The sequence below is a fragment of the Streptomyces sp. NPDC051104 genome, assembly GCF_040682835.1.
Lineage (GTDB): Bacteria > Actinomycetota > Actinomycetes > Streptomycetales > Streptomycetaceae > Streptomyces > Streptomyces cynarae.
This window is the reverse complement of record NZ_JBFBBS010000001.1, coordinates 495,942-517,514: the sequence shown is the minus strand read 5'-3', so window position 1 is coordinate 517,514 and position 21,573 is coordinate 495,942. Positions and strand designations below refer to the sequence as shown.

16 protein-coding genes and 1 pseudogene are annotated in these 21,573 nt (G+C 69.5%); 11 read left to right on the top strand and 6 right to left on the bottom strand.

What is annotated here, in order from left to right; genetic code table 11:
* Positions 1 to 187: 187 nt before the first annotated feature.
* Both AB0N14_RS02540 and AB0N14_RS02535 read right to left on the bottom strand, forming a co-directional pair.
* Entirely contained in the window at positions 188 to 1,846 is a 1,659-nt protein-coding gene (locus AB0N14_RS02540) for a D-aminoacylase (protein ID WP_366024241.1), read from the bottom strand.
* A 69-nt stretch (positions 1,847 to 1,915) separates the two neighbouring features.
* Positions 1,916 to 3,181: an amino acid deaminase gene (locus tag AB0N14_RS02535; protein ID WP_366023884.1), complete on the bottom strand. Its 1,266-nt coding sequence runs from the start codon at positions 3,179 to 3,181 to the stop codon at positions 1,916 to 1,918.
* 138 nt (positions 3,182 to 3,319) lie between these two features.
* On the opposite strand from AB0N14_RS02535, the gene AB0N14_RS02530 reads away from it, so the two are divergent.
* The 5 genes and pseudogenes from AB0N14_RS02530 (at position 3,320) to AB0N14_RS02510 (ending at position 8,190) form a co-directional block, all read left to right on the top strand.
* Positions 3,320 to 4,393: a sugar kinase gene (locus tag AB0N14_RS02530; protein WP_366023883.1), complete on the top strand. Its 1,074-nt coding sequence runs from the start codon at positions 3,320 to 3,322 to the stop codon at positions 4,391 to 4,393.
* On the top strand, positions 4,390 to 5,151 hold the full coding sequence (locus AB0N14_RS02525) for an IclR family transcriptional regulator (RefSeq protein WP_200419042.1): 762 nt from the start codon (positions 4,390 to 4,392) through the stop codon (positions 5,149 to 5,151). Before AB0N14_RS02530 ends, AB0N14_RS02525 begins: the two co-directional genes overlap by 4 nt.
* Positions 5,148 to 5,558 carry a RidA family protein gene (locus AB0N14_RS02520; protein WP_366023882.1) on the top strand — a complete coding sequence of 137 codons (411 nt, stop codon included), beginning with the start codon at positions 5,148 to 5,150 and terminating at the stop codon, positions 5,556 to 5,558. Before AB0N14_RS02525 ends, AB0N14_RS02520 begins: the two co-directional genes overlap by 4 nt.
* A 144-nt stretch (positions 5,559 to 5,702) precedes the next feature.
* Positions 5,703 to 7,223, top strand: coding sequence for a gluconate:H+ symporter (locus AB0N14_RS02515; protein ID WP_366024240.1), 1,521 nt, complete (start codon positions 5,703 to 5,705; stop codon positions 7,221 to 7,223).
* A gap of 53 nt (positions 7,224 to 7,276) precedes the next feature.
* A pseudogene (locus AB0N14_RS02510) lies at positions 7,277 to 8,190 on the top strand (IS982 family transposase).
* A 14-nt stretch (positions 8,191 to 8,204) separates the two neighbouring features.
* Here AB0N14_RS02510 and AB0N14_RS02505 read toward each other — a convergent pair.
* Positions 8,205 to 9,662: an FAD-dependent oxidoreductase gene (locus tag AB0N14_RS02505; RefSeq protein WP_366023881.1), complete on the bottom strand. Its 1,458-nt coding sequence runs from the start codon at positions 9,660 to 9,662 to the stop codon at positions 8,205 to 8,207.
* A 39-nt stretch (positions 9,663 to 9,701) separates the two neighbouring features.
* Between AB0N14_RS02505 and AB0N14_RS02500 the strand changes: the two genes are divergently transcribed.
* Together AB0N14_RS02500 and AB0N14_RS02495 are read left to right on the top strand one after the other, a co-directional pair.
* Entirely contained in the window at positions 9,702 to 10,352 is a 651-nt protein-coding gene (locus AB0N14_RS02500) for a TetR/AcrR family transcriptional regulator C-terminal domain-containing protein (RefSeq protein WP_366023880.1), read from the top strand.
* Between the two features lie 363 nt (positions 10,353 to 10,715).
* Positions 10,716 to 11,306, top strand: coding sequence for a hypothetical protein (locus AB0N14_RS02495; protein WP_366023879.1), 591 nt, complete (start codon positions 10,716 to 10,718; stop codon positions 11,304 to 11,306).
* Between the two features lie 504 nt (positions 11,307 to 11,810).
* On the opposite strand, the gene AB0N14_RS02490 is transcribed toward AB0N14_RS02495, so the two are convergent.
* Positions 11,811 to 12,851, bottom strand: a complete 1,041-nt coding sequence (locus tag AB0N14_RS02490) for a M4 family metallopeptidase (protein ID WP_366023878.1) — start codon at positions 12,849 to 12,851, stop codon at positions 11,811 to 11,813.
* 74 nt (positions 12,852 to 12,925) lie between these two features.
* Positions 12,926 to 13,309, bottom strand: coding sequence for a hypothetical protein (locus AB0N14_RS02485; RefSeq protein ID WP_366023877.1), 384 nt, complete (start codon positions 13,307 to 13,309; stop codon positions 12,926 to 12,928).
* A gap of 186 nt (positions 13,310 to 13,495) precedes the next feature.
* On the opposite strand from AB0N14_RS02485, the gene AB0N14_RS02480 reads away from it, so the two are divergent.
* Together AB0N14_RS02480 and argG are read left to right on the top strand one after the other, a co-directional pair.
* A complete protein-coding gene (locus tag AB0N14_RS02480) occupies positions 13,496 to 16,045 on the top strand; it encodes a DUF6185 family protein (RefSeq protein WP_366023876.1) in 2,550 nt (849 codons plus the stop codon).
* Positions 16,046 to 16,102: 57 nt separating this feature from the next.
* Positions 16,103 to 17,557 carry an argininosuccinate synthase gene (argG, locus tag AB0N14_RS02475; protein ID WP_366023875.1) on the top strand — a complete coding sequence of 485 codons (1,455 nt, stop codon included), beginning with the start codon at positions 16,103 to 16,105 and terminating at the stop codon, positions 17,555 to 17,557.
* Positions 17,558 to 17,831: 274 nt separating this feature from the next.
* On the opposite strand, the gene AB0N14_RS02470 is transcribed toward argG, so the two are convergent.
* A complete protein-coding gene (locus AB0N14_RS02470; protein WP_366023874.1) occupies positions 17,832 to 19,532 on the bottom strand; it encodes a glycoside hydrolase family 18 protein in 1,701 nt (566 codons plus the stop codon).
* A gap of 340 nt (positions 19,533 to 19,872) precedes the next feature.
* Between AB0N14_RS02470 and AB0N14_RS02465 the strand changes: the two genes are divergently transcribed.
* Together AB0N14_RS02465 and cpaB are read left to right on the top strand one after the other, a co-directional pair.
* Positions 19,873 to 20,739, top strand: coding sequence for a hypothetical protein (locus AB0N14_RS02465; protein ID WP_366023873.1), 867 nt, complete (start codon positions 19,873 to 19,875; stop codon positions 20,737 to 20,739).
* Positions 20,740 to 20,835: 96 nt separating this feature from the next.
* Positions 20,836 to 21,549: a Flp pilus assembly protein CpaB gene (gene cpaB / locus AB0N14_RS02460; protein ID WP_366023872.1), complete on the top strand. Its 714-nt coding sequence runs from the start codon at positions 20,836 to 20,838 to the stop codon at positions 21,547 to 21,549.
* The last annotated feature ends 24 nt before the right edge of the window (positions 21,550 to 21,573 follow it).

The following is a 21,573-nucleotide window of genomic DNA, read 5'->3' as shown; positions in this document are numbered from 1 at the left end:
TAGTGAGTTACTGCGCTCCGGTGGTCGAACGTGATGCGTTCAGTCGTTCGGGTGACTTTGCTGCCGGCTTATGCCGGCGATGGCTGGTGTGGAGTGTGGGAGTGGTTGCGCAGGGCGGATATCAGGGCTGCGGGCCGACGTGCACACGGCCAGTCCATGGAGTACGCGCGGCGCAGGTGGGCCGCGGTCATACCGGATTTCTGCGGACGGCCCGCCCCGGGTTTCTGCGGACCGACCGCCCCGCCAGTACGTCCGTCCGTCGGCCGTCCTCGATCACGAAGCGGCCGTCGATCAGGACGTACGGGATGCCCGTCGGCAGCGTGCGCGGTCGCCCGAAGGTGGAGCCCGCCGCGACCGTGGCCGGGTCGAAGAGCACCAGGTCGGCGCGGTGGCCCTCGCGCACCAGGCCCCGGTCCGGCAGGCGGAGGCGGGCCGCCGGGCGGCCGGTCAGATGCGCCACGCACTCCTCCAGGGACAGCACCCCCGACTCCCGTACATACCGGCCCAGATACTCCGGGAAGGTCCCGTACGCCCTTGGGTGCGGCTTGTCACCCTGGAGGATGCCGTCCGAGCCGCCGGTGTGGACGCGGTGCCGCATGATCGCCCGCACGTTCTCCTCGTGGCCCACGTGCTGGAGGATCGTCGAGCCGAGGCGGTCCTCGGTCAGCAGGCGGCGGGCGAGGGCCCACGGGCTCTCGCCGCGCCGGTCCGCCGACTCCTGGACGGTCCTGCCGACGTACGACGCGAGCGCCGGGTCGCTCACGCCCGAGATCTCGATGGTGTCCCACTCGACGGGCACACCGTGGCAGCCGTCGGCGCCGACGACCTCCATGTGGTGCCGGATCCGCTCGGCCGTCGTGTCGTCGGTGAGCCGCTTGAGGATCTCCGCCGGGCCGCCCTCGCTCGCCCAGCTCGGCAGCAGGGCCGCCAGCGTCGTGGAGCCGGGGGTGTAGGGGTAGGTGTCCAGCGTGATGTCGGCGCCGGCCGCCAGTGCCTCGTCGAGCAGGGACAGCAGCTCGGGGGCGCGGCCCTTGTTCACGCCGAAGTTCATCGTGGCGTGGGCGAGGTGGAGGGGGCAGCCGGCCTCCCGGGCAAGGCCCACCATCTCCTCGTACGCCTCCAGGGCGCCCGCCCCGTAACTGCGGTGGTGCGGGCAGTAGTAGCCGCCGTAGGAGGCCACCACCCGGCACAGTTCGGTCAGTTCGGCGTCCTTCGCGTACATGCCGGGCGTGTAGGTGAGCCCGGACGACATGCCGACCGCGCCCTGTTCCATGCCCTCCGCGACCAGCCGCCGCATCCGGTCCAGCTCCTCGGGCGCCGCCTCCCGATCCTCCCAGCCGACGGCCAGCATCCGCACCGTGCCCTGCGGGATCAGATAGGCCGCGTTGACCGCGATGCCCTCGTCCAGGCGGTCCAGGTACTCGCCCACCGAACGCCAGGTGAAGTCGATGTCGTCGCCGTACCCGTTCCAGCCGGTGATGGCACGGCGCACCTCTTCGAGCGTGCGGTCGTCGACCGGGGCGTACGACAACCCGTCCTGCCCGATGACCTCGAGCGTCACGCCCTGTGCGGCCTTGGCGCTGTGGTCCGGGTCGCGCAGCAGGGCGAGGTCGCTGTGCGCGTGCATGTCGATGAAGCCGGGGGAGAGGGCGAGACCCTCCGCGTCCAGCTCCCGCACCGCCCGGGGGCGCTGGCAGCCCGCCTGGGCGGCCTCCTTGACGATCGAGACGATCCTGCCGTCCTTGATCGCCACATCGGCGCGGTAGGAGGGGCCGCCGGTGCCGTCGACGACGTCGGCGTCCCGGATGACGAGATCGGCGAGGTCGGCGAAGTCCACGGGGTCCATACCGTCCACGGGGCCTCCTGGAAGAACGTGTGATGTGGTCGACCTAGAAGAACGTGTGATGTGGTCGACCTAGAAGAACGTACGGATGTAGTCGACGACCGTGCCGTCCGCCTCCGCCACCGGGATCAGCTGCCACTTGTCGAACGACGTGCACGGGTGCGACAGGCCGAGGCCGATCCAGTCGCCGACCTCGACGTCCGCTTCCGGCGTGGTGCGCAGCCAGGCGTGCTGGTCGGACAGGGCGGTCACCGAGACGCCGGTGGCCGGCCGCTCCTCGCCGTCCCGGCGCACCACCTGGGCGAAGGGCAGGTCCAGGTCGTAGGCCGCGTCCCGCTTGCCCGCGTTGACGAAGGCCTGCTCGGGGCAGGGCCGGGACACCACCTGCGCCCACAGCCGGAACGCCGGCTCCAGCGCGCCCTCCTCCGGGATCCGGGTGAACGGGGTGATCCTGCGGTAGTGGCCGTCGTCGTGCGAGACGTACGCGCCCGAGCGCAGCAACTTCAGGACCGTCGCGGAGAGTTCGGGGATCTCCGTGAAGACGTCCGCGACCGCGTCGAACCAGGCGCTGCCGCCCGCGCTCACCACGATCTCGTCGCATCCGGAGAAGCGCCCGGCCATGTCGAGGTCGACGGCCAGCGCGACCAGTCGGCGCAGCCACGCGCGCACCCGGTCGGGGTCCGGCTGCGGCACCTCGCCCTCGTATCCGGCGACTCCCACCAGCCGCAGTGTCGTGGTGGCGGCCACCGCGTCCGCGACCGCCGCGCACTCCGCCTCCGTCCGCACACCCGTGCGGGCCCCCTCGCCGGCGGCCAGCTCCACGACCACGTCCACCGGGCGGGTGGTTCCGGTCAGCGCCGCGTCCATGAGTTCGACGCCGCGTACGGAGTCGACGTAACAGATGAACCGGAAGTCCGCGTCCGCCGCCAGTTGGTCGGCGACCCAGCGCAGGGCCGCGGGGTCGACCAGTTCGTTGGCGAGGAACACCCGTTGGATCCCGAACTCCCGTGCCACGCGCACCTGGTGGGGGACCGCGAGCGTGATTCCCCACGCGCCGTGCTCGATCTGGCGGTGGAAGAGCTGCGGCGCCATCGACGTCTTGCCGTGCGGGGCGAAGGCGAGGCCGTGACGGGCCGCGTACGTCTCCATGAGCGTCAGGTTGTGCTCGAGGCGCTCGGCGGAGAGGGCCAGCACGGGTGTCGTGAATCCGCCGGTGAACAGATTGCGGCGCTGGGCGGCCAGCTCGCCGACGGTCAGGCCCTCGGCGTCCGGCGGGAGGCCCTTGAAGCGGTGGTCGACGCGTTCATCGGCCAGGCGGACGAGCGCCTCGGTGCCCATGGAGCCTCCTGATCTGGGGCGTTGCAGAGCGTGCAACGGTCATTGCGCGTTTCGCTTACGGCTGTCTAACATCTCGGCCGACGCGGGGTCAACGGACGCCGACCGAACCCGCACCCCCGCAAAGGAGCTACGACCATCGTGACCACCGACGGATCCCGCAAGGCCCCCGACGTCGTGGACGTCGTCGCGCTCGGCGAGTCCATGGTCACGTTCCTGCCCACGGTGCCGGGGCGGCTCGCCGACGTTCCGTCCTTCGAGCGAGCCCTCGGGGGCGCCGAGTCCAACGTGGCCTGCGTGCTGGCGGCCGCCGGGCACTCCGCCCGCTGGGTGAGCCGGGTCGGCGCGGACGGCTTCGGCGACCACCTCGTGGAGACGATCGGGGCGTACGGCGTCGACGTGTCGTCCGTACGGCGGGATGCGGGGCGGCCCACCGGCGTCTACTTCCGCACGGCCGGGGACCGAGCCACCGACGCCCACGAGGTGGCGTACTACCGGGCCGGCTCGGCGGCCTCCGCGATGACGGTGGACACCGTCGACCTGGACGCCGTGCGCGCCTGCCGCGTGCTGCACCTGTCCGGGATCACGGCCGCGCTGTCCGGGCCGTGTCTGGACCTGCTGCGCGAGCTGACCGCGCCCCGCCCCGGCCGCCCGCTGGTCTCCTTCGACGTCAACCACCGTCCCGGGCTCTGGCGCGACGCGGCGGGAGCCCGGGTGCTGCTGGAACTGGCGCGGGGCGCGGACATCGTGTTCGTCGGGGACGACGAGGCGCGCGAGGCGTGGGGACTGCACGGCGCCCGGGCCGTCCGGGAGGCGCTGCCCGAACCGGAGATCGTCGTCGTCAAGCAGGGCCGGGGCGGGGCGACGGCGCTCGGCAAGGACACCGACGGCCCGGGCGAGGACGCCACGGGCACCGCCACCTTCGTGCCCGCGCTGAACGTCGACGTCGTGGCCGCCGTCGGAGCCGGGGACGCCTTCGCCGCCGGTTTCCTCTCCGCGACCCTGCGCGGACTGCCCGTCCGGGACCGGCTGCGCCACGGCCACCTGATGGCCGCCGCCGCGCTCACCGCCCCCGGCGACCTCGCCACGCCCCCCGCCCGCGACCACGCCGACCGCCTGGCCGCCCTCGACGACACCGCGTGGGGGACACTTCGACTCGGCCCCGGCTGGACCGAAGCCGCACCGCGGGCCGAGGAGGAGGTACGTACGCCATGAGCCAGACCGTCGACCGGGCACTGAGCATCCTGCCGCTGCTCGCCGAGGGACCCGCCGATCTCGGGCAGGTCGCCGACCGGCTCGGCGTGCACAAGTCCACCGCGCTGCGCCTGCTGCGCACCCTCGACGAGCACGGCCTGGTCTACCGCCAGTCCGACCAGCGCTACCGCCTCGGCGCCCGTCTCTTCGCCCTCGCCCAGGAGGCGATGGAGAACCTCGACATCCGTGAGATCGCCCACCCCCACCTCGTGCGCCTCAACGAGGAGTGCGGCCACACCGTGCACCTCGCCGTCTACGAGGAGAACGAGGTGCTCTACATCGACAAGGTGGACAGCCGCTACCCGGTCCGCATGTACTCCCGGATCGGCAAGCCCGTCGCCATCACCGTCGCGGCCGTGGCCAAGCTGCTCCTCGCCGACCTGCCCGACGCCGAGCGCCGCGCCCTCGCGGAGAAGCTCGACTACCCCCACTACACGGCCCGTTCCACCCCCAACGCCGCAGCGTTCCTGCGCGAGTTGGAGCAGGTGCGCGAACAGGGCTGGGCCACCGACCTCGGAGGCCACGAGGAGTCCATCAACTGCGTCGCCGCCCCCATCCGCGGCGCCGACGGACGGGTGGTCGCCGCGATGTCGGTGTCCGCACCGAACGTCGTCGTCACCGCCGAGGAACTCCTCACCCTGCTCCCGCAGGTGCGCCGTACCGCGGACGCGATCAGCGGCGAGTACTCCGGCAGAACACCAGTAAGGGACCCCGAATGACGGACAAGATCGCCCTCACCCCGAAGACCCACACCACGCCGCCCGCGAAGTTCTCGCACGGCGTGAAGAAGGGGAACATCCTCCAGGTCGCCGGCCAGGTCGGCTTCCTGCCCGCCGAGGAGGGCAAGGCGCCGACGCCCGCGGGACCCACCCTGCGCGAGCAGACCCTCCAGACCCTCGCCAACGTCAAGGCGATCCTTGAGGAGGGCGGCGCGACCTGGGACGACGCCATGATGATCCGCGTCTATCTGACGGACGTGGACCACTTCGCGGAGATGAACGAGATCTACAACGCCTACTTCGAGGAGCAGGGCCTCACCCAGCCGCCCGCCGCCCGGACCACCGTCTACGTGGGCCTCCCGGCCGGCCTGCTGATCGAGATCGACGCGCTGGCCGTCCTCGGCTGACGCCCCGTCGGCTCCCGCTCACTCCCGCACTCCGTACGCCGTCGCGGCGCGACGCCCACCACCCCCTGGGGCGCCGCGCCGCGACCACCCCTGCCCCGAACCCCCATGGACTTACGAGAAGCGAGAGGACCCCCTGTCATGCCCATGTCCTTCTCTTCGCTCGCGGCGTCCCCCACGCCACCGCCCCCACCCCACACCGGCGGCCTGCTCACCCTCGTCCACGGCACCGCCGGCCTGCTCACCGTCGCCGCGCTCGGCATCGCGCTGCTGCTGGTGCTGATCATCAAGGTGAGACTCCAGCCCTTCGTGGCTCTGCTCGCGGTCTCCATAGCCGTCGGCCTCGGCGCGGGCTTGTCGGTCACCGAACTCTTCGGCACGGTCCAGCGCTCCGACGCCGTCTCCCTCATCGAGTCCGGCATGGGCGGCACCCTCGGCCATGTCGCCATCATCATCGGACTCGGCACGATGCTCGGGGCGGTCCTCGAGGTCTCCGGCGGCGCCGAGGTGCTGGCGTCCAGGCTGCTGGGCCTGTTCGGCGAGCGGCGCGCGCCGCTCGCCGTGGGTCTGACCGGCCTGATCTTCGGCATCCCGGTCTTCTTCGACGTCGGCATCTTCGTCCTCGCGCCGATCGTGTACGCGGCGGCGAAGCGGGGCGGCAAGTCGATCCTGCTCTACTGCCTGCCGCTGCTCGCGGGCCTGTCCATGACCCATGCGTTCCTGCCGCCGCACCCGGGCCCGGTCGCCGCCGCCGGTCTGCTCAAGGTCGACCTCGGCATGGTCATCCTGATGGGCATCGTCTGCGGCATCCCGGCCGTGCTGGCCGCGTGGGCGTGGTCCGCGTGGATCGGGAGGCGGATCTTCGTCCCCGTACCGCAGGACATGGTCGAGGCGGCCGAGGAGGCGAAGGCGGCGCTCGAGCAGGAGCAGCGGGCGGCAGGCGTGACGCCGCCGGAGAAGCCGGTGCCGCTCTCGATCGTCTTCACGATCATCGGTACGCCCCTGGTCCTGATCCTCCTGGCCACCTTCTCCTCGATCGCCTTCGACCCTTCCCCGAGCTCTCCGACAAGCTCCGAGCAGGGGGGACCCCCATCGGGCCGCTCGGTCATCGAGTTCTTCGGCCACCCCTTCGTGGCGCTGACGATCGCGCTGCTGCTGGCGTACTACCTGCTGGGCATCCGTCGCGGCTGGTCCCGCAAGTCGCTCGAGACGGTGTCCACCGCCTCGCTCAAGCCGGTCGGCAACATCCTGCTGGTGGTCGGCGCGGGCGGGATCTTCGGCGCGGTCCTCAAGGGCAGCGGCGTCGCGCAGGCGCTCTCCGACACGTTCCACGACGTGGGCCTGCCGGTGATCGTGCTGGCGTACCTGATCTCCCTGGTCCTGCGGGTGGCCCAGGGCTCGGCGACGGTCGCGATCGTCACGACGGCGGGCATCGTCGCGCCGCTGCTGACGGGGGGTCACCACTCGCAGGCGTTCACGGCCCTGGTCATCATGGCCATCTCGGCCGGCTCGATCTTCGCCTCGCACGTCAACGACGGCGGCTTCTGGATGGTCGCCAAGTACTTCGCAATCAGCGAACGGGACACACTGCGGACGTGGACCGTGCTGGAGAGCGTACTGTCGGTGGCCGGGTTCGCGGTGGCGGCGGTGGTGAGCCTCTTCGTCTAGATGATTGATTCCAAGGGGTAGCGCACGGACGCGAGGGTGCCCAGTCTCGATGTGTGACGACCGAGATAGACACCCTCGCAACTGCACTGTACGTGCGAGTCGATGACCTCTTGACGGCCTCGCCGCATCTCGCCCCGTGGCGGCCGCGGGTGGGCCTGGAGCCCAAGCTCAGCGACGCGGAGCTGGTCACCCTCGCGGTGATGCAGGCCCTGCTGGGCTTCGTCTCCGAAGCCCGCTGGTTGCGCTACGCCCACGCCCACCTGCGGTATCTCTTCCCGTATCTGCCTCAGCAGCCGGGCTGGAACAAGCGCCTGCGGCGAGCCGCCGAGCTGGTCAGGCGGATCCTGCGCGAGCTGGCCACCGACACTGCGCTGTGGACCGACGACGTATGGATCGTGGACTCCACGCCCGTGGAGTGTGGACGCTCCCGCGAGACCGCGAAGCGCTCCGACCTGGCCGGATGGGCCGAGTACGGCTACTGTGCCAGCCACTCACGGTTTTTCTGGGGACTGCGCCTGCATCTGGTGTGCACCCTGCACGGCCTGCCCATCGCCTTCGCCCTGACTGGCGCCAAGGCCGTCGAACGCGAGGTGCTGCTGGACATCTTCAACGTCGACCGGGTCTGCTCACCGGGCGGGCGAGGCCAACGCTGCTGGCGGACAAGAACTACTACGGCCGCGACTTCGAGCGCCACCTCGCCGACCTGGGAGTCCGTCTGCTGCGGCCGGCCCGCAAGGGTGAACCGGAGCGGGGCGGAGCCGAGCTGTTCAAGCCGCTGCGACAGCTGATCGAGTCGGTCAACCAGACCTTGAAAGCTCAACTCGACCTCGAACGACACGGCGGCCGCACGCCCAGCGGAGTCACCGCCCGCGTCCTGCAACGACTCCTCGCCCTGACCGCTGCGATCTGGCACAACCACAAGACCGGTGGACCGATCATCCGCTCACTGGCCGCCTACGACCACTGACGGAATCCAATCATCTAGGCGTCGATGCCCATGCGGGCCGCGTACTCCACCAGCCCCTCCGCGGTCTCGCCCGCCCAGCCCACGTAACCGTCGGGACGGATGAGGAACACCCCTGGACCGTACGCCTCGTACGCCGGAATCCGGACCGTGCGGGCTGTGGCGAGGTGCGGCAGGTCACCGTCCGTGCCGACCGCGAGCAGCGTCCAGTGCGGCCCCCGGAACTCGTCAAAGAGGCGTGTGCCGCCACGGATGCCGTCCGGGGCGCGGTCACCCGCGTGCAGGGCGTCCTCCGACAGGCCCTCCCGGGTCTCCACCGCGAGCGAGGAGCCCCGGTAGCCCAGGCCGAGCTGCTGCGTGGCCGCGCCGCGCCGGATCTCGCCGCGGTGGACCTTGGTGGACAAACCGAGCATGTCGGCGGCGTTGGCCAGCCGCTCCTCCTCGTAGGAGTCGAGGAGAGACTCCGGAGCCTTGCCGCTCAGCACCGCGCCCAGCTTCCAGCCCAGGTTGTACGCGTCCTGGATGCTGGTGTTGAGGCCCTGCGCGCCCGCGGGCGAGTGGACGTGCGCGGCGTCCCCTGCGAGGAAGACGCGGCCCTCGCGGAACCGGTCGGCCAGCGCGGCCCGCGGCCGGAAGTTGGATGCCCAGCGCAGCTCGGTCACGTCCTCGGGGGAGAGGTGCGAGCGGGTGGCGACGACCTTGCGGATGCCGTCGAGAGAGATGTCGATGTCCGTGCCATCCGGGAACTGGGCGATCACCTGGAAGTCCTCGGTCCCCGCCAGCGGGAAGATCACCATGAGGCCCTCGCCGCCGGCGGGCGGGAACATGTGCACGTTGTCGCGATCGAGCCTGGTGAGGCGGACGTCGGCGACCAGCATGGGATTGGGGTCGACGGTCTCGCCGGTCATGCCGATGCCGAGCGCGCGTCGCACGGCGCTGCGGCCTCCGTCGGCGGCGACGGCGTAGCGGGCGCGGACCTGCGGACCCGACGCGAAGGAGGCCGTCACCCCGGCCGTGTCCTGCGCGATCCCCACCAGCTCCCGCCCGAACGCAACGTCTCCGCCGAGCTCTTTCAGCCGGGCGAAAAGGATCTCCTGCGTACGCCACTGCGGCAACATCCACGTCTCGTGGTAGGGCGCCGCCTCCGTCGCCTCGGTCTCGTCGACCATCTTGTGCTCGCCCTTGCGCTCCCCGTCCTGCCAGACAATCGCGGCCGGGTAGGGGCCGGCCGCCGCGCGAACCGCGTCGAGCATGCCGAGGTCGTCGAGGACCTCCTGGGTGCGAGGCTGCAGACCCTTGCCGCGCGAGCCGGGGAAGAGCCCGTCGGAGCGCTCCACGACGAGGGCGCGTACCCCGCGCCGGGTGAGATCCACCGCGAGCGCGAGCCCGGTGGGACCGGCACCTACGACGAGTACATCGGTATCGAATGGATTGACGGCACCCACGCCTATCTCCTTAACGCTGTTAGGTTCCATGATTCCAAGCATGCGATTAACGGCGTTAAACTGTCAAGCGTGGTTACCGAGAGATCCCCCAAGCTGGACAAGGAACGAGTCGTCGACACCGCCCTGCGACTCCTCAATGAGGTCGGCCTCGACGGGCTCACGCTCCGGACGATCGCCAGGGAGCTGGACGTCAAGGCGCCGGCTCTCTACTGGCACTTCAAGAACAAGCAGGCACTGCTGGATGAGATGGCGACCGAGATGTACCGCCAGATGACCGCGGACGCGCGGATCCCCCCGGACGCCACCTGGCAGGAGCGGATCCTGGCGGGCCAGCGCGCCCTGCGCGCGGGGCTACTCGGGTACCGCGACGGCGCCAAGGTGTTCAGCGGCACCCGCTTCACCGGCATCGAGCACGCGGCCGAGATGGAGGCGAACCTCCGCGCCCTGCTCGAAGCGGGCCTCAGCCTCCCCCAGGCCGTCCGCGCCACCACCACAGCCCTCCTCTTCACCCTCGGCTTCGTCGCCGAGGAACAGGGCGTCTGGCCGCTGCCGGGGGAGCGCCGCGAGGGCTACGACGTGGAAGAGCGCGCCGCCCGCATGGCCGACTTCCCCCTCGCGGCCGCCGCGGGCGCCGAAGTATTCCAAAGCTTCGAGGAACGTTTCGAGGAGGGGCTACGCCTGGTGATAGCCGGGATCGAGGCGCGATACGGGGCGACGTGAGGGGTGCGGGCCCCGTCCTCGATCGCCGGAGTGGCACGTGCACGTACGGGGTCATGTGATCGCCGAAACCGAGGCGCCGGGCGGGATCGCTCGGCCGGTGGGGTCCAGGCGCGGGCAGAGACGCCGCGACTGGAGGGGTTGAGGTGCTGGGCAAGCTCTCTCCATATATCTCGGTCGTCACACAGCGAGACCGGGCACTCTCCCGTCCGTCCACTACTCCTTGGAATCAATCATCTAGCCGTCCGGTGACGACGTGAGGGCCAAGACGTAAGACACCCAAGACGTAGGACATCGGGCTGGATTCGTATAACGATGGAGGGGCTGGCTGTGTCCGGCACAGGATCTTCGACCATACTGCCCGCTGTGGAGCAGCGCATTGGTTCGAGCAGCCAGCCCCTGGACGGCGCCGGGGTCGACCCGGCCTTCATCCCCGGGCTCACCTCACCCGTGTCCGTGGACCAGAAGGATTCCGTCGAGCCGGACGACTCCGTGGAGCCGGACGACTCCGTAGAGCCGGAGGACGTGCTTCCGGACAAAGAGGCCGCCGCCGGGGAACCGGAGCAGGAGGCCGCGTCCGGGGAACCGGAGCCGGAGGCCGCCGGCGAGGAGTCCCCCGCGGAGGAGCAAGAGGCCCCTGACGGCCCGGTGTTCGAGGCCGCGGACCGCCGCGCCCGGATCGTCGCCGACCGCAGCGGTGTACGGCTCCGCCTGGACGACCAGGAGTGCGAGTTCCGCTGGGACGAGATCGGCGCCGTGGAGACGGAGACCGCGCGCTTCGGGAAGCGGTTCACGGTGACCGTGCACACCCCGGAACGCCGCTGGTACCCCATCGAGATCGAGGCCGACTCCCGCGCACGCTTCAAGGAGTGGGAGACCCGGCTGGACGAGGTGCTGGACGCGTACTTCGAGGACGGCGAGGAGGAACCCGCCGCCCCCGAGAAGGACGACGACTGACCGTGGGATACGGCCCCCCGGGATACGGGCCCCCTGGGCACCATCCCCCTGTAGCCGGTCCCCCTGTAGCCGGTCCCCCTGTAGCCGGTCCCCCTGTATACGGCCACCCGTCGCCATCGGCCGGACCACCGGGCTTCGGACCGCCGCCACCGGCCTACACGCCGTACCCGTCGTACGCTCCCTCGGCACCCCAGGTCCCACCTGGACCCGACTTCCTGGCCGCCGACCGTCACAACTCGGTGGTGGTGGACGCGTCGGGTGTCGCCTTCGAGATGCGCGGTCTGACGGCGGACTTCCCGTGGCCGGTGGTCCGCAGCGTCCACTACCGCCCCGGCCCCGACGAGAAGGTGCTGATGGTGGCGGTCGTGCACGTCGACGGCCGCGTGTTCGAGTGCGTCGTGGACGCCAAGCGCCGCGAGAAGCTGGAGGAGTGGTTCGCCGAACTGGCGGCGGTACTCGGGCACTACTACCGCCCGATGGGCCGACTCACAGCAGGCGGTCCGCTCACTGCGTGGGCACGCCGACCGCTGTCCACGCCTGGAGCACCGCGTTGCGCTCCTTCGTCCCGTACGCCTCGGCAGCGGCCGTCGTCAGCCCGGCGAACGACCTGAAGTCGGCGTCGGGAGCGAGCCTGCCGCTGGTGAGCACGTCGTACCAGATGCGGCCGGCATGCTCCCAGGCGTAGCCGCCGAGCTGCGTCGCGGCGAGGTAGAAGGCGTGGTTGGGGATGCCCGAGTTGAGGTGCACGCCGCCGTTGTCCGCGAACGTCTCGACGTAGTCGTCCATGTGGGCGGGCTGTGGATCCTTGCCGAGCTCATCGTCGTCGTACGCGGTACCCGGCGCCTTCATCGAGCGCAGGGCCACACCCTGCACCCCGGGGCGCAGCAGCTCCTCGCCGATCAGCCAGTTGGCCTCGTCGGGGGTCTGGCCCTTGGCGTACTGCTCGACGAGGGAACCGAACACGTCGGACATGTGCTCGTTCAGGGCGCCCGACTGGCCGAAGTACTGCAGATTGGCAGTGAACTGGGTGACGCCGTGGGTGAGTTCGTGGCCGATGACGTCGGGGGACTGGGTGAAGTCGCCGAAGATGCGCCCGTCCCCGTCGCCGAAGACCATCTGCTCGCCGTCCCAGAAGGCGTTGTCGTAGTTGTTCCGGAAGTGGACGCTGGCGCCCAGTGGCGAGCCGTCTCCGTCGATGGAGCAGCGGGACAGCGTCTGCAGATAGAAGTCGAAGGTGGCGCCGAGGCCGTCGTAGGCGTGGTTCACGGAGGTGTCCGGCGCGTCCGCGTCGCCTTCGCAGCGTACGCGTCTGCCGGGCAGCTCCTGCAGGTGCTGTGCGTCACAGACGGTCCGCTCGGGATGGTCGGCGGCGCGCGTCGGCGGCGCGACGGTTGGTCCGATCTCCGCCGTCAGTCTCCGGTGGACACGTTCCGCTGCGTCGAGCGCGAGGGTGCGGCGTGCGGGCTCGTGCACGGCCGGATCCTCGGCACGGGCGAGCTTGTTGAGCAGATGCGGGGGCACGATGGCACAGACGTCATGCGTCATGGGATGCGCTCCGATCGATGCGGACGAGCTGGTGCGAGGCGGGTCTGGCGCCACGCACCCGAGGTGACGGCGACTCAGCAACCTTTCTGCTCGCGCCCCGGGCACAGGTCGAGCGGGGAGCACAGCAGGACGACCTGATACGGCTCTCCCCCGGACGCCGCGCTCTGCTCATGCGGCACGAACCGCCACTGCGAGGGCTTGATGTGCCGTGTCCTGTCCGCCTTCTCCACGTGGGTGTGCAGTGTGCGGGCCTGGAGATCGTTGGTCTCCACCAGGACCTCGTCCGGAGCGAGCGGGAAATGGTCGTGCAGAAGACACAGGCCGAAACGGTCCAGGTTGCCGTGCTTCTCCAGCACCGCCACCAGGTCCCGGACGAACTCGGCGTCCTGGGGTCCCAGCCCTTCGGCTTCCTCGAAGCGGGGGAGCGGCCTTCTCGGGGACACCTTTGCGTCGGTCATAGCCCCTCCGTCAAGTGACTGACAGTCATCACAGTCCAGTATCAACTGTTGGTGGTGTACCTGCAATTTCGCTGGCTGAGGGCCGAAGGGGTGGGCGGTTCGGCTGCTGCAGTGTGTCTGTGCATGACACGTAGAGGGCCGTGGCTAAATCGCTGGGTACGCGCAGCCAGAGGAGGAGTCGGCGCATTGACGGAGATCCGGTGGTGGCGACTGCTGTCGCTGGTGGTCGTGGCCGTGGTGTGGGGGTCTTCGCCTGCTGAGGCGCGGCAGGTTACCGGTGACGTCTGCCGCGCGGATCAACTCGACTCCACTGTCGTTGACGCCGAGATTCGGTTCGATCAGCACCGCAAGAACTACGTCAAGGTGTCTTCCAGGATGACGGTCAAGGTGCCCAATAAATGGCGCCATGCGAGACATCTGACATTCGATCGGCAGTCCTCTGAGTATCGGGTGGCGATGCGCTGCCTGTTGCGCGGAGGGGGAAATGCCGGTCGGGTCGACGAGTGGCGCCCCAATGAGCCGCGGGTGACCGCACAGGAACACTGGGTTACGGTGCGGTACGACGCGTTCAAGTGGATCCAGAATTACAAGCCTTTCCGGGTCGGGCCTTGGGAGCTCAGCACTGCGGGGAGAAAGAAGTGGGAGGTTCACCTCCGGCCGTTGACTCTGCAGAAAGTTTCCTGGAAGCACGTCCGGGCCAAGGTGGACGACCTCAATTTCAGTGATCGGTCCGAACTTGCATCGGCTGCCAATAAGAAAGGTCTTGCGTGGAGCGATCAGATGCCGGAGCATATTTGGTTCGAAGTCGATCTACCGTGGCAGCGCGACTTGTACCTGCACCTCGATCAGTCGTTCTGGAAGTACGCCGGTATTGCTTTGTGGTGGGTGTGTTGCTCGTATGTAATTGCACTGGCCGCGCTTCGCGCTCGGTACCCATCCCCGGCGCTGAGTGGAGGGAAACAGGAAGCGCAGGGGTCGAGTGCGCGTGCTGACAGACCTGCGCAGTCGGTTCTGCAGTGGGCTCTCCTCAGCGGGGCGGTGGCGCTGATGCTGCTTCTGCTGAACCCGCAGCGGCAGCCAGTCGTACTGAGGTGGCGCTCGCTCATCTGTATCACCGCGGGCTGGGCTTTGATCCTTGTCGCACGCCCTTGGTGTCGCGGCATGTTGCCCGCTGCCCCGAATGCAGGGAACGGCAAGTCCGACAGCGCCGAACGCCGTCAGGCTCGTGCTGTCATCACGACCGCTTCGGTGGTGGCGGCCCTCGGCCTGGTGGTGGTGCTGGCCCCTGAGCTCTTCGGCCTGCCGGCGGACCTGGTATCGAAAACGGCACCGGCCGCCTTCGGCGACGCCGGACTCGTACTGATGGGCCTGGCGACGCTGTGGTTGTGGCTGGCCGCGATGGCCGCATGGGCATGGCGCTTCGCACGAGAAGGAGGACTGGCCCCTGCGTCATGGACCGCCAAGTGGGACGGCGCTCCGGTCCGCTGGCTAGCGGCCGTCGGAACTCTGCTGGGGGCGGTCGCCGTGGCTCTGCTTGCCTGTACGTGGTGGGCGAACGACCATCAGTGGAAACGTCTCGCGTGGCTGACTGATCACACGGACGACCCCGGTGGCATTCTGGCCAATTTCTCTTTCGCCGATCTCACATGGATGTTCGCATACAGCTGGACCGTGGCAGGCCTCGCCCTCATTGCCCTCCTGCATTTTCGCGTACAGGCCCAGCGGGCTCGTGGCGGTAGCAAAGAGGAACTGTTCGCCTTGGGGCCGGACAAGCCCGAGGTTCTTATGACAGTCGTGCTGTTCGCCTTCTTCGTGGGGCTCAGGGCCGTCACCTTTCTGGGTTTCAAGGGCCAATACGGCGTCTGGCTGTTTCTGAGCATCTGCTCGCTTTACGGGGTTCTCGCCGTAGGGCGGAGGCGTTCTGTACTGGCGCAGATGGGGGAGCGCTTCTGCATGCAGAGGCTGGGCGCGAGGAGGCGCCGGAAAGAATTGATGACAAAGGCCCATCAGTATCGCAACCTGAACCGCCAGCTGCACTTGGTGGACCAAGGGCATGCTGGTGGCGTCACGTCTGAGCAACTGGAGAGTCAGCTGCATGAGCTGCACCAGTGGTTGGTTGCTGGCTGCGGCAGGAAGAATCCGGTCGAACACATCTCTGTGCTTGATGTCGCTCTGGCCTGGGGGCCGGCGGCCCACTGGTGGTCCAATGCGCTGGTTGCCGCACGCACGGCTTTCTGCTTCGGGGTTCCGGCAAGCGGTGTCCTTCTGTTCCTGGACCTGAGAGACTCAAGGAATTGGTTGGAGATCTTTTATACACCCACTGGAATTCCGCAGGTCGTCGTGGAATTCGTTCTCTTTCAGGCGGCATGGGCAGTGGCCGGCTTCGTCCTGGGCGCGTTGTGGCGTCTGTTGCCGGGGCGTAGCAGCCCCGCGCGTGCATGGAGCCTGTCCGTTGCCTACGCCATCCCCATCTCCCTGGCTGCGCTGCTCGTCCGTCTCACTGACGCCGACTACGGCTACGTGTTCCTGTACGTCGTGCTGATGCTCACGATCCTGACGCTCACCAGCATCTGGATGGACACGGTGACGTTCCGGGAGGAGCGGCAGTTCTGGCCCAGTCGTTTCGCCCTGCTGCTGTCCATCTACCAGCTGCGAGGCGTCTCCGGACAGATCGCTTGGCTTCTCGCGCAGGTCGTAGCCGCCGTAGGCATCTGGCACCAACTGGCTCGTCGCTGAGCCCAGAAGCGACCACATCTTGCATAGTCATGCAGAAGTGTGCATATACTTATCCTCGTGTCCAAGGTGCTGACTTCCCTGCCTGTCGGTGAACGAGTCGGGATCGCCTTCTCCGGCGGTCTCGACACCTCTGTCGCGGTCGCGTGGATGCGCGAGAAGGGCGCCGTGCCCTGCGCCTACACCGCCGACCTCGGCCAGTACGACGAGCCCGACATCGCCTCCGTGCCCGGGCGTGCCACGGCCTACGGCGCCGAGGTCGCCCGGATCGTGGACTGCCGGGCCGCGCTCGTGGAGGAGGGGCTCGCGGCCCTGGCGTGCGGTGCCTTCCACATCCGCTCCGGCGGCCGCGTCTACTTCAACACCACCCCGCTCGGCCGGGCCGTCACGGGCACGCTGCTGGTGCGTGCGATGCTCGAGGACGACGTGCAGATCTGGGGCGACGGCTCCACCTTCAAGGGCAACGACATCGAGCGCTTCTACCGCTACGGTCTGCTCGCCAACCCCTCCCTGCGCATCTACAAGCCGTGGCTGGACGCCGACTTCGTCAGCGAGCTCGGCGGCCGCCAGGAGATGTCCGAGTGGCTGCTGGAGCGCGACCTGCCCTACCGGCACAGCGCCGAGAAGGCGTACTCGACCGATGCCAACATCTGGGGCGCGACGCACGAGGCGAAGTCCCTGGAGCACCTCGACACCGGCATCGAGATCGTGCAGCCGATCATGGGCGTGAGGTTCTGGGACCCGGAGGTCGAGGTGACCCCCGAGGACGTCACCATCGGCTTCGAGCGGGGCCGGCCGGTCACCATCAACGGCAAGGAGTTCGCCTCTCCGGTGGACCTGGTCCTCGAGGCCAACGCGATCGGCGGCCGGCACGGCCTCGGCATGTGCGACCAGATCGAGAACCGCGTCATCGAGGCCAAGAGCCGCGGCATCTACGAGGCCCCGGGCATGGCGCTGCTGCACGGGGCGTACGAGCGGCTGGTGAACGCCATCCACAACGAGGACACGCTCGCCAGCTACCACACCGAGGGCCGCCGCCTCGGCCGGCTGCTGTACGAGGGCCGCTGGCTGGACCCGCAGGCGCTGATGCTGCGCGAGGCGCTGCAGCGCTGGGTGGGGACGGCGGTCACCGGAGAGGTGACGCTGCGGCTGCGGCGCGGCGAGGACTACTCCATCCTCGACACGACCGGACCGGCGTTCAGCTACCACCCGGACAAGCTCTCCATGGAGCGGACCGAGGACTCCGCCTTCGGCCCGGTCGACCGTATCGGCCAGCTCACGATGCGCAACCTCGACATCGCCGACTCCCGCGCCAAGCTGGAGCAGTACGCCCGGCTCGGCATGGTCGGCGGCAGCCCGGACCCGGCGCTGATCGGTGCCGCCCAGGCGGCCTCGACCGGCCTGATCGGCGCGATGCCCGAGGGCGGCGCGGAGACGATCGCGTCCCGTGGAGAGGGCACCGCCGACGAGGCCGAACTGCTCGACCACGCCGCGATCGAGTCGGGTACCGACTGAGAGCCCCGAACAAAATGGGCGCCCGGCTCACGACGCCTGACACGCACTCCCCCCAAGCTCTTCGAGCAGGGGGCCCCAGCCGCGTTGCCGGAAGGCCCTAGTAGCTCCGCTACGAGGACCTTCCGGCGCCTTGCGATCGCACGCACCAGACGCCGCGAGCTGATCGGACTCCCATTTTGTTCGGGGCTCTGAGACCCGGACGGGTCCTGTCCTTGAGCGCACGGCCCGCCGCCTCCGCCGGAGGGGCGGGCCGGCCGACGCGGTCAGCCCCTGCCTAAGGCAGCGTGTGCACGTGCGGGCCCACCGAGTTCGACCACGCGTTCCCGGACGCCGCGTCCCAGTTCGTCGACCACGTCATCGCGCCCCGGAGGTCCGGGTACGTCGTCGACGGCTTGAACGTGCCGCAGTTCGTTCCCTTCGCCAGGCAGTCCAGGGCGTTGTTCACCACGGAAGGCGACACATAGCCGCTGCCCGCGGCGCTCGTCGAGGCGGGGACGCCGAGGCCCACCTGGGACGGGGACAGGCCGCCCTGGAGCTGGATGCAGGCCAGGGCCGTCAGGAAGTCCACCGAACCCTGTGAGTACACCTTGCCGTCGCAGCCCAGCATGGAACCGCTGTTGTAGTACTGGGTGTTGACGACCGTCAGGATGTCCTTCACGTTCAGCGCCGTCTGGAAGTACGCGTTCGACGTCGACTGCATGTCGATCGTCTGCGGGGCCATCGTGATCACGAGGGATGATCCCGCCTTCGACGACAACTGCCTGAGCGCCTGCGACATGTACGTCGCGTTAAGGCCGTTCTCCAGGTCGATGTCCACCCCGTCGAAGCCGTACGTCTGCATCAGCGTGTACACCGAGTTCGCGAAGTTCGTCGCCGACGCCGCGTCGCCGACCGACACCGTGCCGTTCTGGCCGCCCACCGAGACGACCACCTTCTTGCCCGCGGCCTTCTTCGCGGCGACATCCGCCTTGAACTGGTCCACCGTGTAGCCGCCCAGGCCGGCCGAGTCGAGGGTGAAGCCCACCGCGCCCGGCGTGCTCGTCGCGTCCGCGAACGCGACCGCGATGATGTCGTACTGCGACGGCACGTCCGAGATCCGCTGCACCGTGGCGCCGTTGTTGAAATTCTGCCAGTAGCCCGTCACCGCGTGCTTCGGGAGCCCCGTGCCGCCCCCGCCGCCGGACGACGCCGTCGTGGCCGTCACCGCCGCCGACTTGGCCGACTCGCCCGCCGCGTTCGTCGCCGTGACCTGGAAGGAGTACGACGTCGAGGGGGACAGGCCCGTCACCGTCGCGGACGTACCGGTCGCCGACGTCACCTTCGTGCCGCCGCGGTACACGGTGTAGCCCGTCGCGCCCGTCACCGCGTTCCAGGACAGGGACACGGAAGAGGACGTCGTGGCGGAGACCGCCAGGCCCGTGGGGGGCGACGGGACCGTGGGGGAGGGGTCGCCGCCCCCGCCGCCGTCCGGGCCGTACACCGACACGTCGTCGGCGTAGTACGCCGCCTGTCCGTACCAGCCGTGCAGGTACACCGTCACCGACGTCGTCGAGGCGCCCGTCGTGAACGTCGTGGACAGCTGCTTCCAGCTCGTCGAGTCCGGCGTCCACGTCGACACGTCCGTCGTGCCCGTCCCTGTCGCGCCCAGGTAGGTGTACCCGCCCTGCACCCATGCGCTCAGCGTGTACGTCGAGTTCGGCTTCACGGCGACCGTCTGGGCGCACTGCGCGTAGTCCTGGCCCGCGGGTGTCGCCTTCAGCGCGGCCGTGCCGCCGTGCACCGGGGAGGACACCGTCGTGCCGCTGCCCGCCGAACAGGTCCAGTTGGCGAGGCCCGACTCGAAACCGGCGTTCTTCGCGTTGTTCACGTCCGCCGCGGCCGCGTGGCCGGCGCCCAGCAGGGAGAGGGCGAGGGCGGCTACGGCGGCCCCGGCGAGGGTCCGTCTGCGGCGGGGCAGGGCTGGTACGCGGTCCACTTCGGCCTCCGATGTGGGGAGAGGAAAGGGAGGAAAGCGCGGGAGGGCATTGCGGAACGGTGGCCACCGCCTGATGCTCCAAGAATTTGGTCCAGACCAATCCCGGTGTCAAGGGTTCGTGCGCCTTCAACGCTCCTGCGAGCGTCGGGAGTTGGGGCATATGCCCCTACTCTGCGTGGATCACGTCCCCACCTTCGGTGAGATGATCTTTCCAATTCTGTGTTGAGCGGGGCATGCCGTGGATATGGTGCTGTTGCAGGACGACGCAACAGGACGTCACAGGGGCCATCTGAGGCGGTGGTTGACCACCCCGCCGCAGTGAACGGGGTGGTGAGCAGCCGTGCCGACCGCGATAGCCGTCACCAGTCCCGACCTGGTGCTCCCACCGCTCGACCGGCAGACGCCGACCGCCGCCGTCCAGCCCCAGCCCACGCTGGAGGCGTCCCTGACCGGCATGCACGCGCTGATCGAGCAGCACGGGTACGTCATCGCCCTGCACCCCGCTTCCGGCGACGACCCGGCCGTGCAGCGGCTGCGCACCGTCCGCTCCGTCCTGGAGAGCGACCGCGTCGCGCTGCTCGGCATCGACCTGCCCCCGCTCGGACTCGCGCTGCTGGCCCAGCAGTTGCGCCAGCTGTCGGTCTGCGACTTCAGCCCCGGCGTCCTGGCGTCCTCCGCGCGCCTGCTGGCCCACTACATCCACGCCGGCGCCCTCCTCGGCTCGGTCGCCAAGCTGGACCGCGTCCCCGTCCCGCTCACGTCCCACGCCAAGTCCTGGGTTCCGGGCGCGCAGTTCGCCGTACTCGCGGGCCCCCGACCCCGGCTCGTCCGCGTCGGGCACGAGGAGTTACCCGGCCCCGAGTTCGGCACCCGGATGCTCGTCGCCTCCGGGCAGCCGCCCTCCGACTGGGTCACCGCCTCCCTCGCCCCCGCGTGGCGGGTCCAGGGCGTCGGGACCGTGCCCCTGCCCCAGGGCTCCGCCCGCTGGTGGGGCACGAACCGGCTCGTCGAGTTCGCGGCCGGCCTGCACGACGTGTCCGTGCTCTACCAGCTCGTGTCGTCCGTACGGCGCGAGACCTGCCACTGGTGCGGACTCGAACTCATCGGCGACCGCTGCGGGTTCTGCGCCGCACCCCTCCCGCCACCCCCCGAACAGCCACCGGCGGCCACGACCGTCCGTGCCGCCCTGCCGCGCGGCGGCACGTAGCCCCGTACGCGTTGGTCCGCAGCACCTCTCGCACAACGTTCGACCGCTCGACCGCCCGACCCGCCGTTTCCCGCCCCGATCGAGGTTGTCCGCGTCATGAACTCACGCCAGCGCCGCGGCGTCATCCTGCTGGTCCTCTCGGCCCTCGCCGCCGTCAGCGCCTTCGCCGGGGTGCTGTCGGTGATCCGCGACGTGAACTCCAAGGTCGGCCCCGAGGTCACGGCGTACCGCCTCAAGAACGACATCGACCCCTACAAGGAACTCACCCCCGGCCAGTTCCAGAAGATCTCCATGCCGAAGCGGTGGCTGCCCGCCACCGCCGTCACCGATCTGGCCCGGATCCGCGGCAAGATCGCCGTGACCCGGCTGGAGCAGGGCTCCCTGCTCCAGAGCGACATGATCGTGGACCGGCCCGAACTCCAGCCGGGGCAGCAGGAGATCGCCATCATGATCGACGCCTCCACCGGCGTCGCGGGCCGGATCGACCCCGGTTCGCGGGTCAACATCTACGCCACCTTCAAGGCCGAGAACGACAAGGGCAAGGACGAGTCCAAGGTCATCCTGACCAACGCCCGCGTCCTCAACGTCGGCAAGCTCACCGCCCTCGACCCCGGCCAGTCCAGCGACGAGCGGCGGCGCACCGCCACCGAGGCCGTCCCCATCACCTTCGCGCTCGACACGGCGGACGCCCAACGGGTCGCGTACGCCGAGTCGTTCGCCACGCACGTCCGGCTCGCCCTGGTCGCGGGCGGCTCCCAGACCACCCTCGCGCCGGGCGACCGTACATACACCCTCGACCAGGACAAGTAGGAGGCCGCGCATGAGGTCCGTACC

What these genes read in the sequence shown, in the direction of transcription:
- AB0N14_RS02540 (WP_366024241.1), bottom strand. Translation starts at nt 1,846, where the DNA reads ATGGACCCCGTGGACTTCGCCGACCTCGCCGATCTCGTCATCCGGGAC.
- AB0N14_RS02535 (WP_366023884.1), bottom strand. Translation starts at nt 3,181, where the DNA reads ATGGGCACCGAGGCGCTCGTCCGCCTGGCCGATGAACGCGTCGACCAC.
- AB0N14_RS02525 (WP_200419042.1), top strand. Translation starts at nt 4,390, where the DNA reads ATGAGCCAGACCGTCGACCGGGCACTGAGCATCCTGCCGCTGCTCGCC.
- AB0N14_RS02520 (WP_366023882.1), top strand. Translation starts at nt 5,148, where the DNA reads ATGACGGACAAGATCGCCCTCACCCCGAAGACCCACACCACGCCGCCC.
- AB0N14_RS02515 (WP_366024240.1), top strand. Translation starts at nt 5,703, where the DNA reads ATGTCCTTCTCTTCGCTCGCGGCGTCCCCCACGCCACCGCCCCCACCC.
- AB0N14_RS02505 (WP_366023881.1), bottom strand. Translation starts at nt 9,662, where the DNA reads ATGGAACCTAACAGCGTTAAGGAGATAGGCGTGGGTGCCGTCAATCCA.
- AB0N14_RS02490 (WP_366023878.1), bottom strand. Translation starts at nt 12,851, where the DNA reads ATGACGCATGACGTCTGTGCCATCGTGCCCCCGCATCTGCTCAACAAG.
- AB0N14_RS02485 (WP_366023877.1), bottom strand. Translation starts at nt 13,309, where the DNA reads ATGACCGACGCAAAGGTGTCCCCGAGAAGGCCGCTCCCCCGCTTCGAG.
- cpaB (WP_366023872.1), top strand. Translation starts at nt 20,836, where the DNA reads ATGAACTCACGCCAGCGCCGCGGCGTCATCCTGCTGGTCCTCTCGGCC.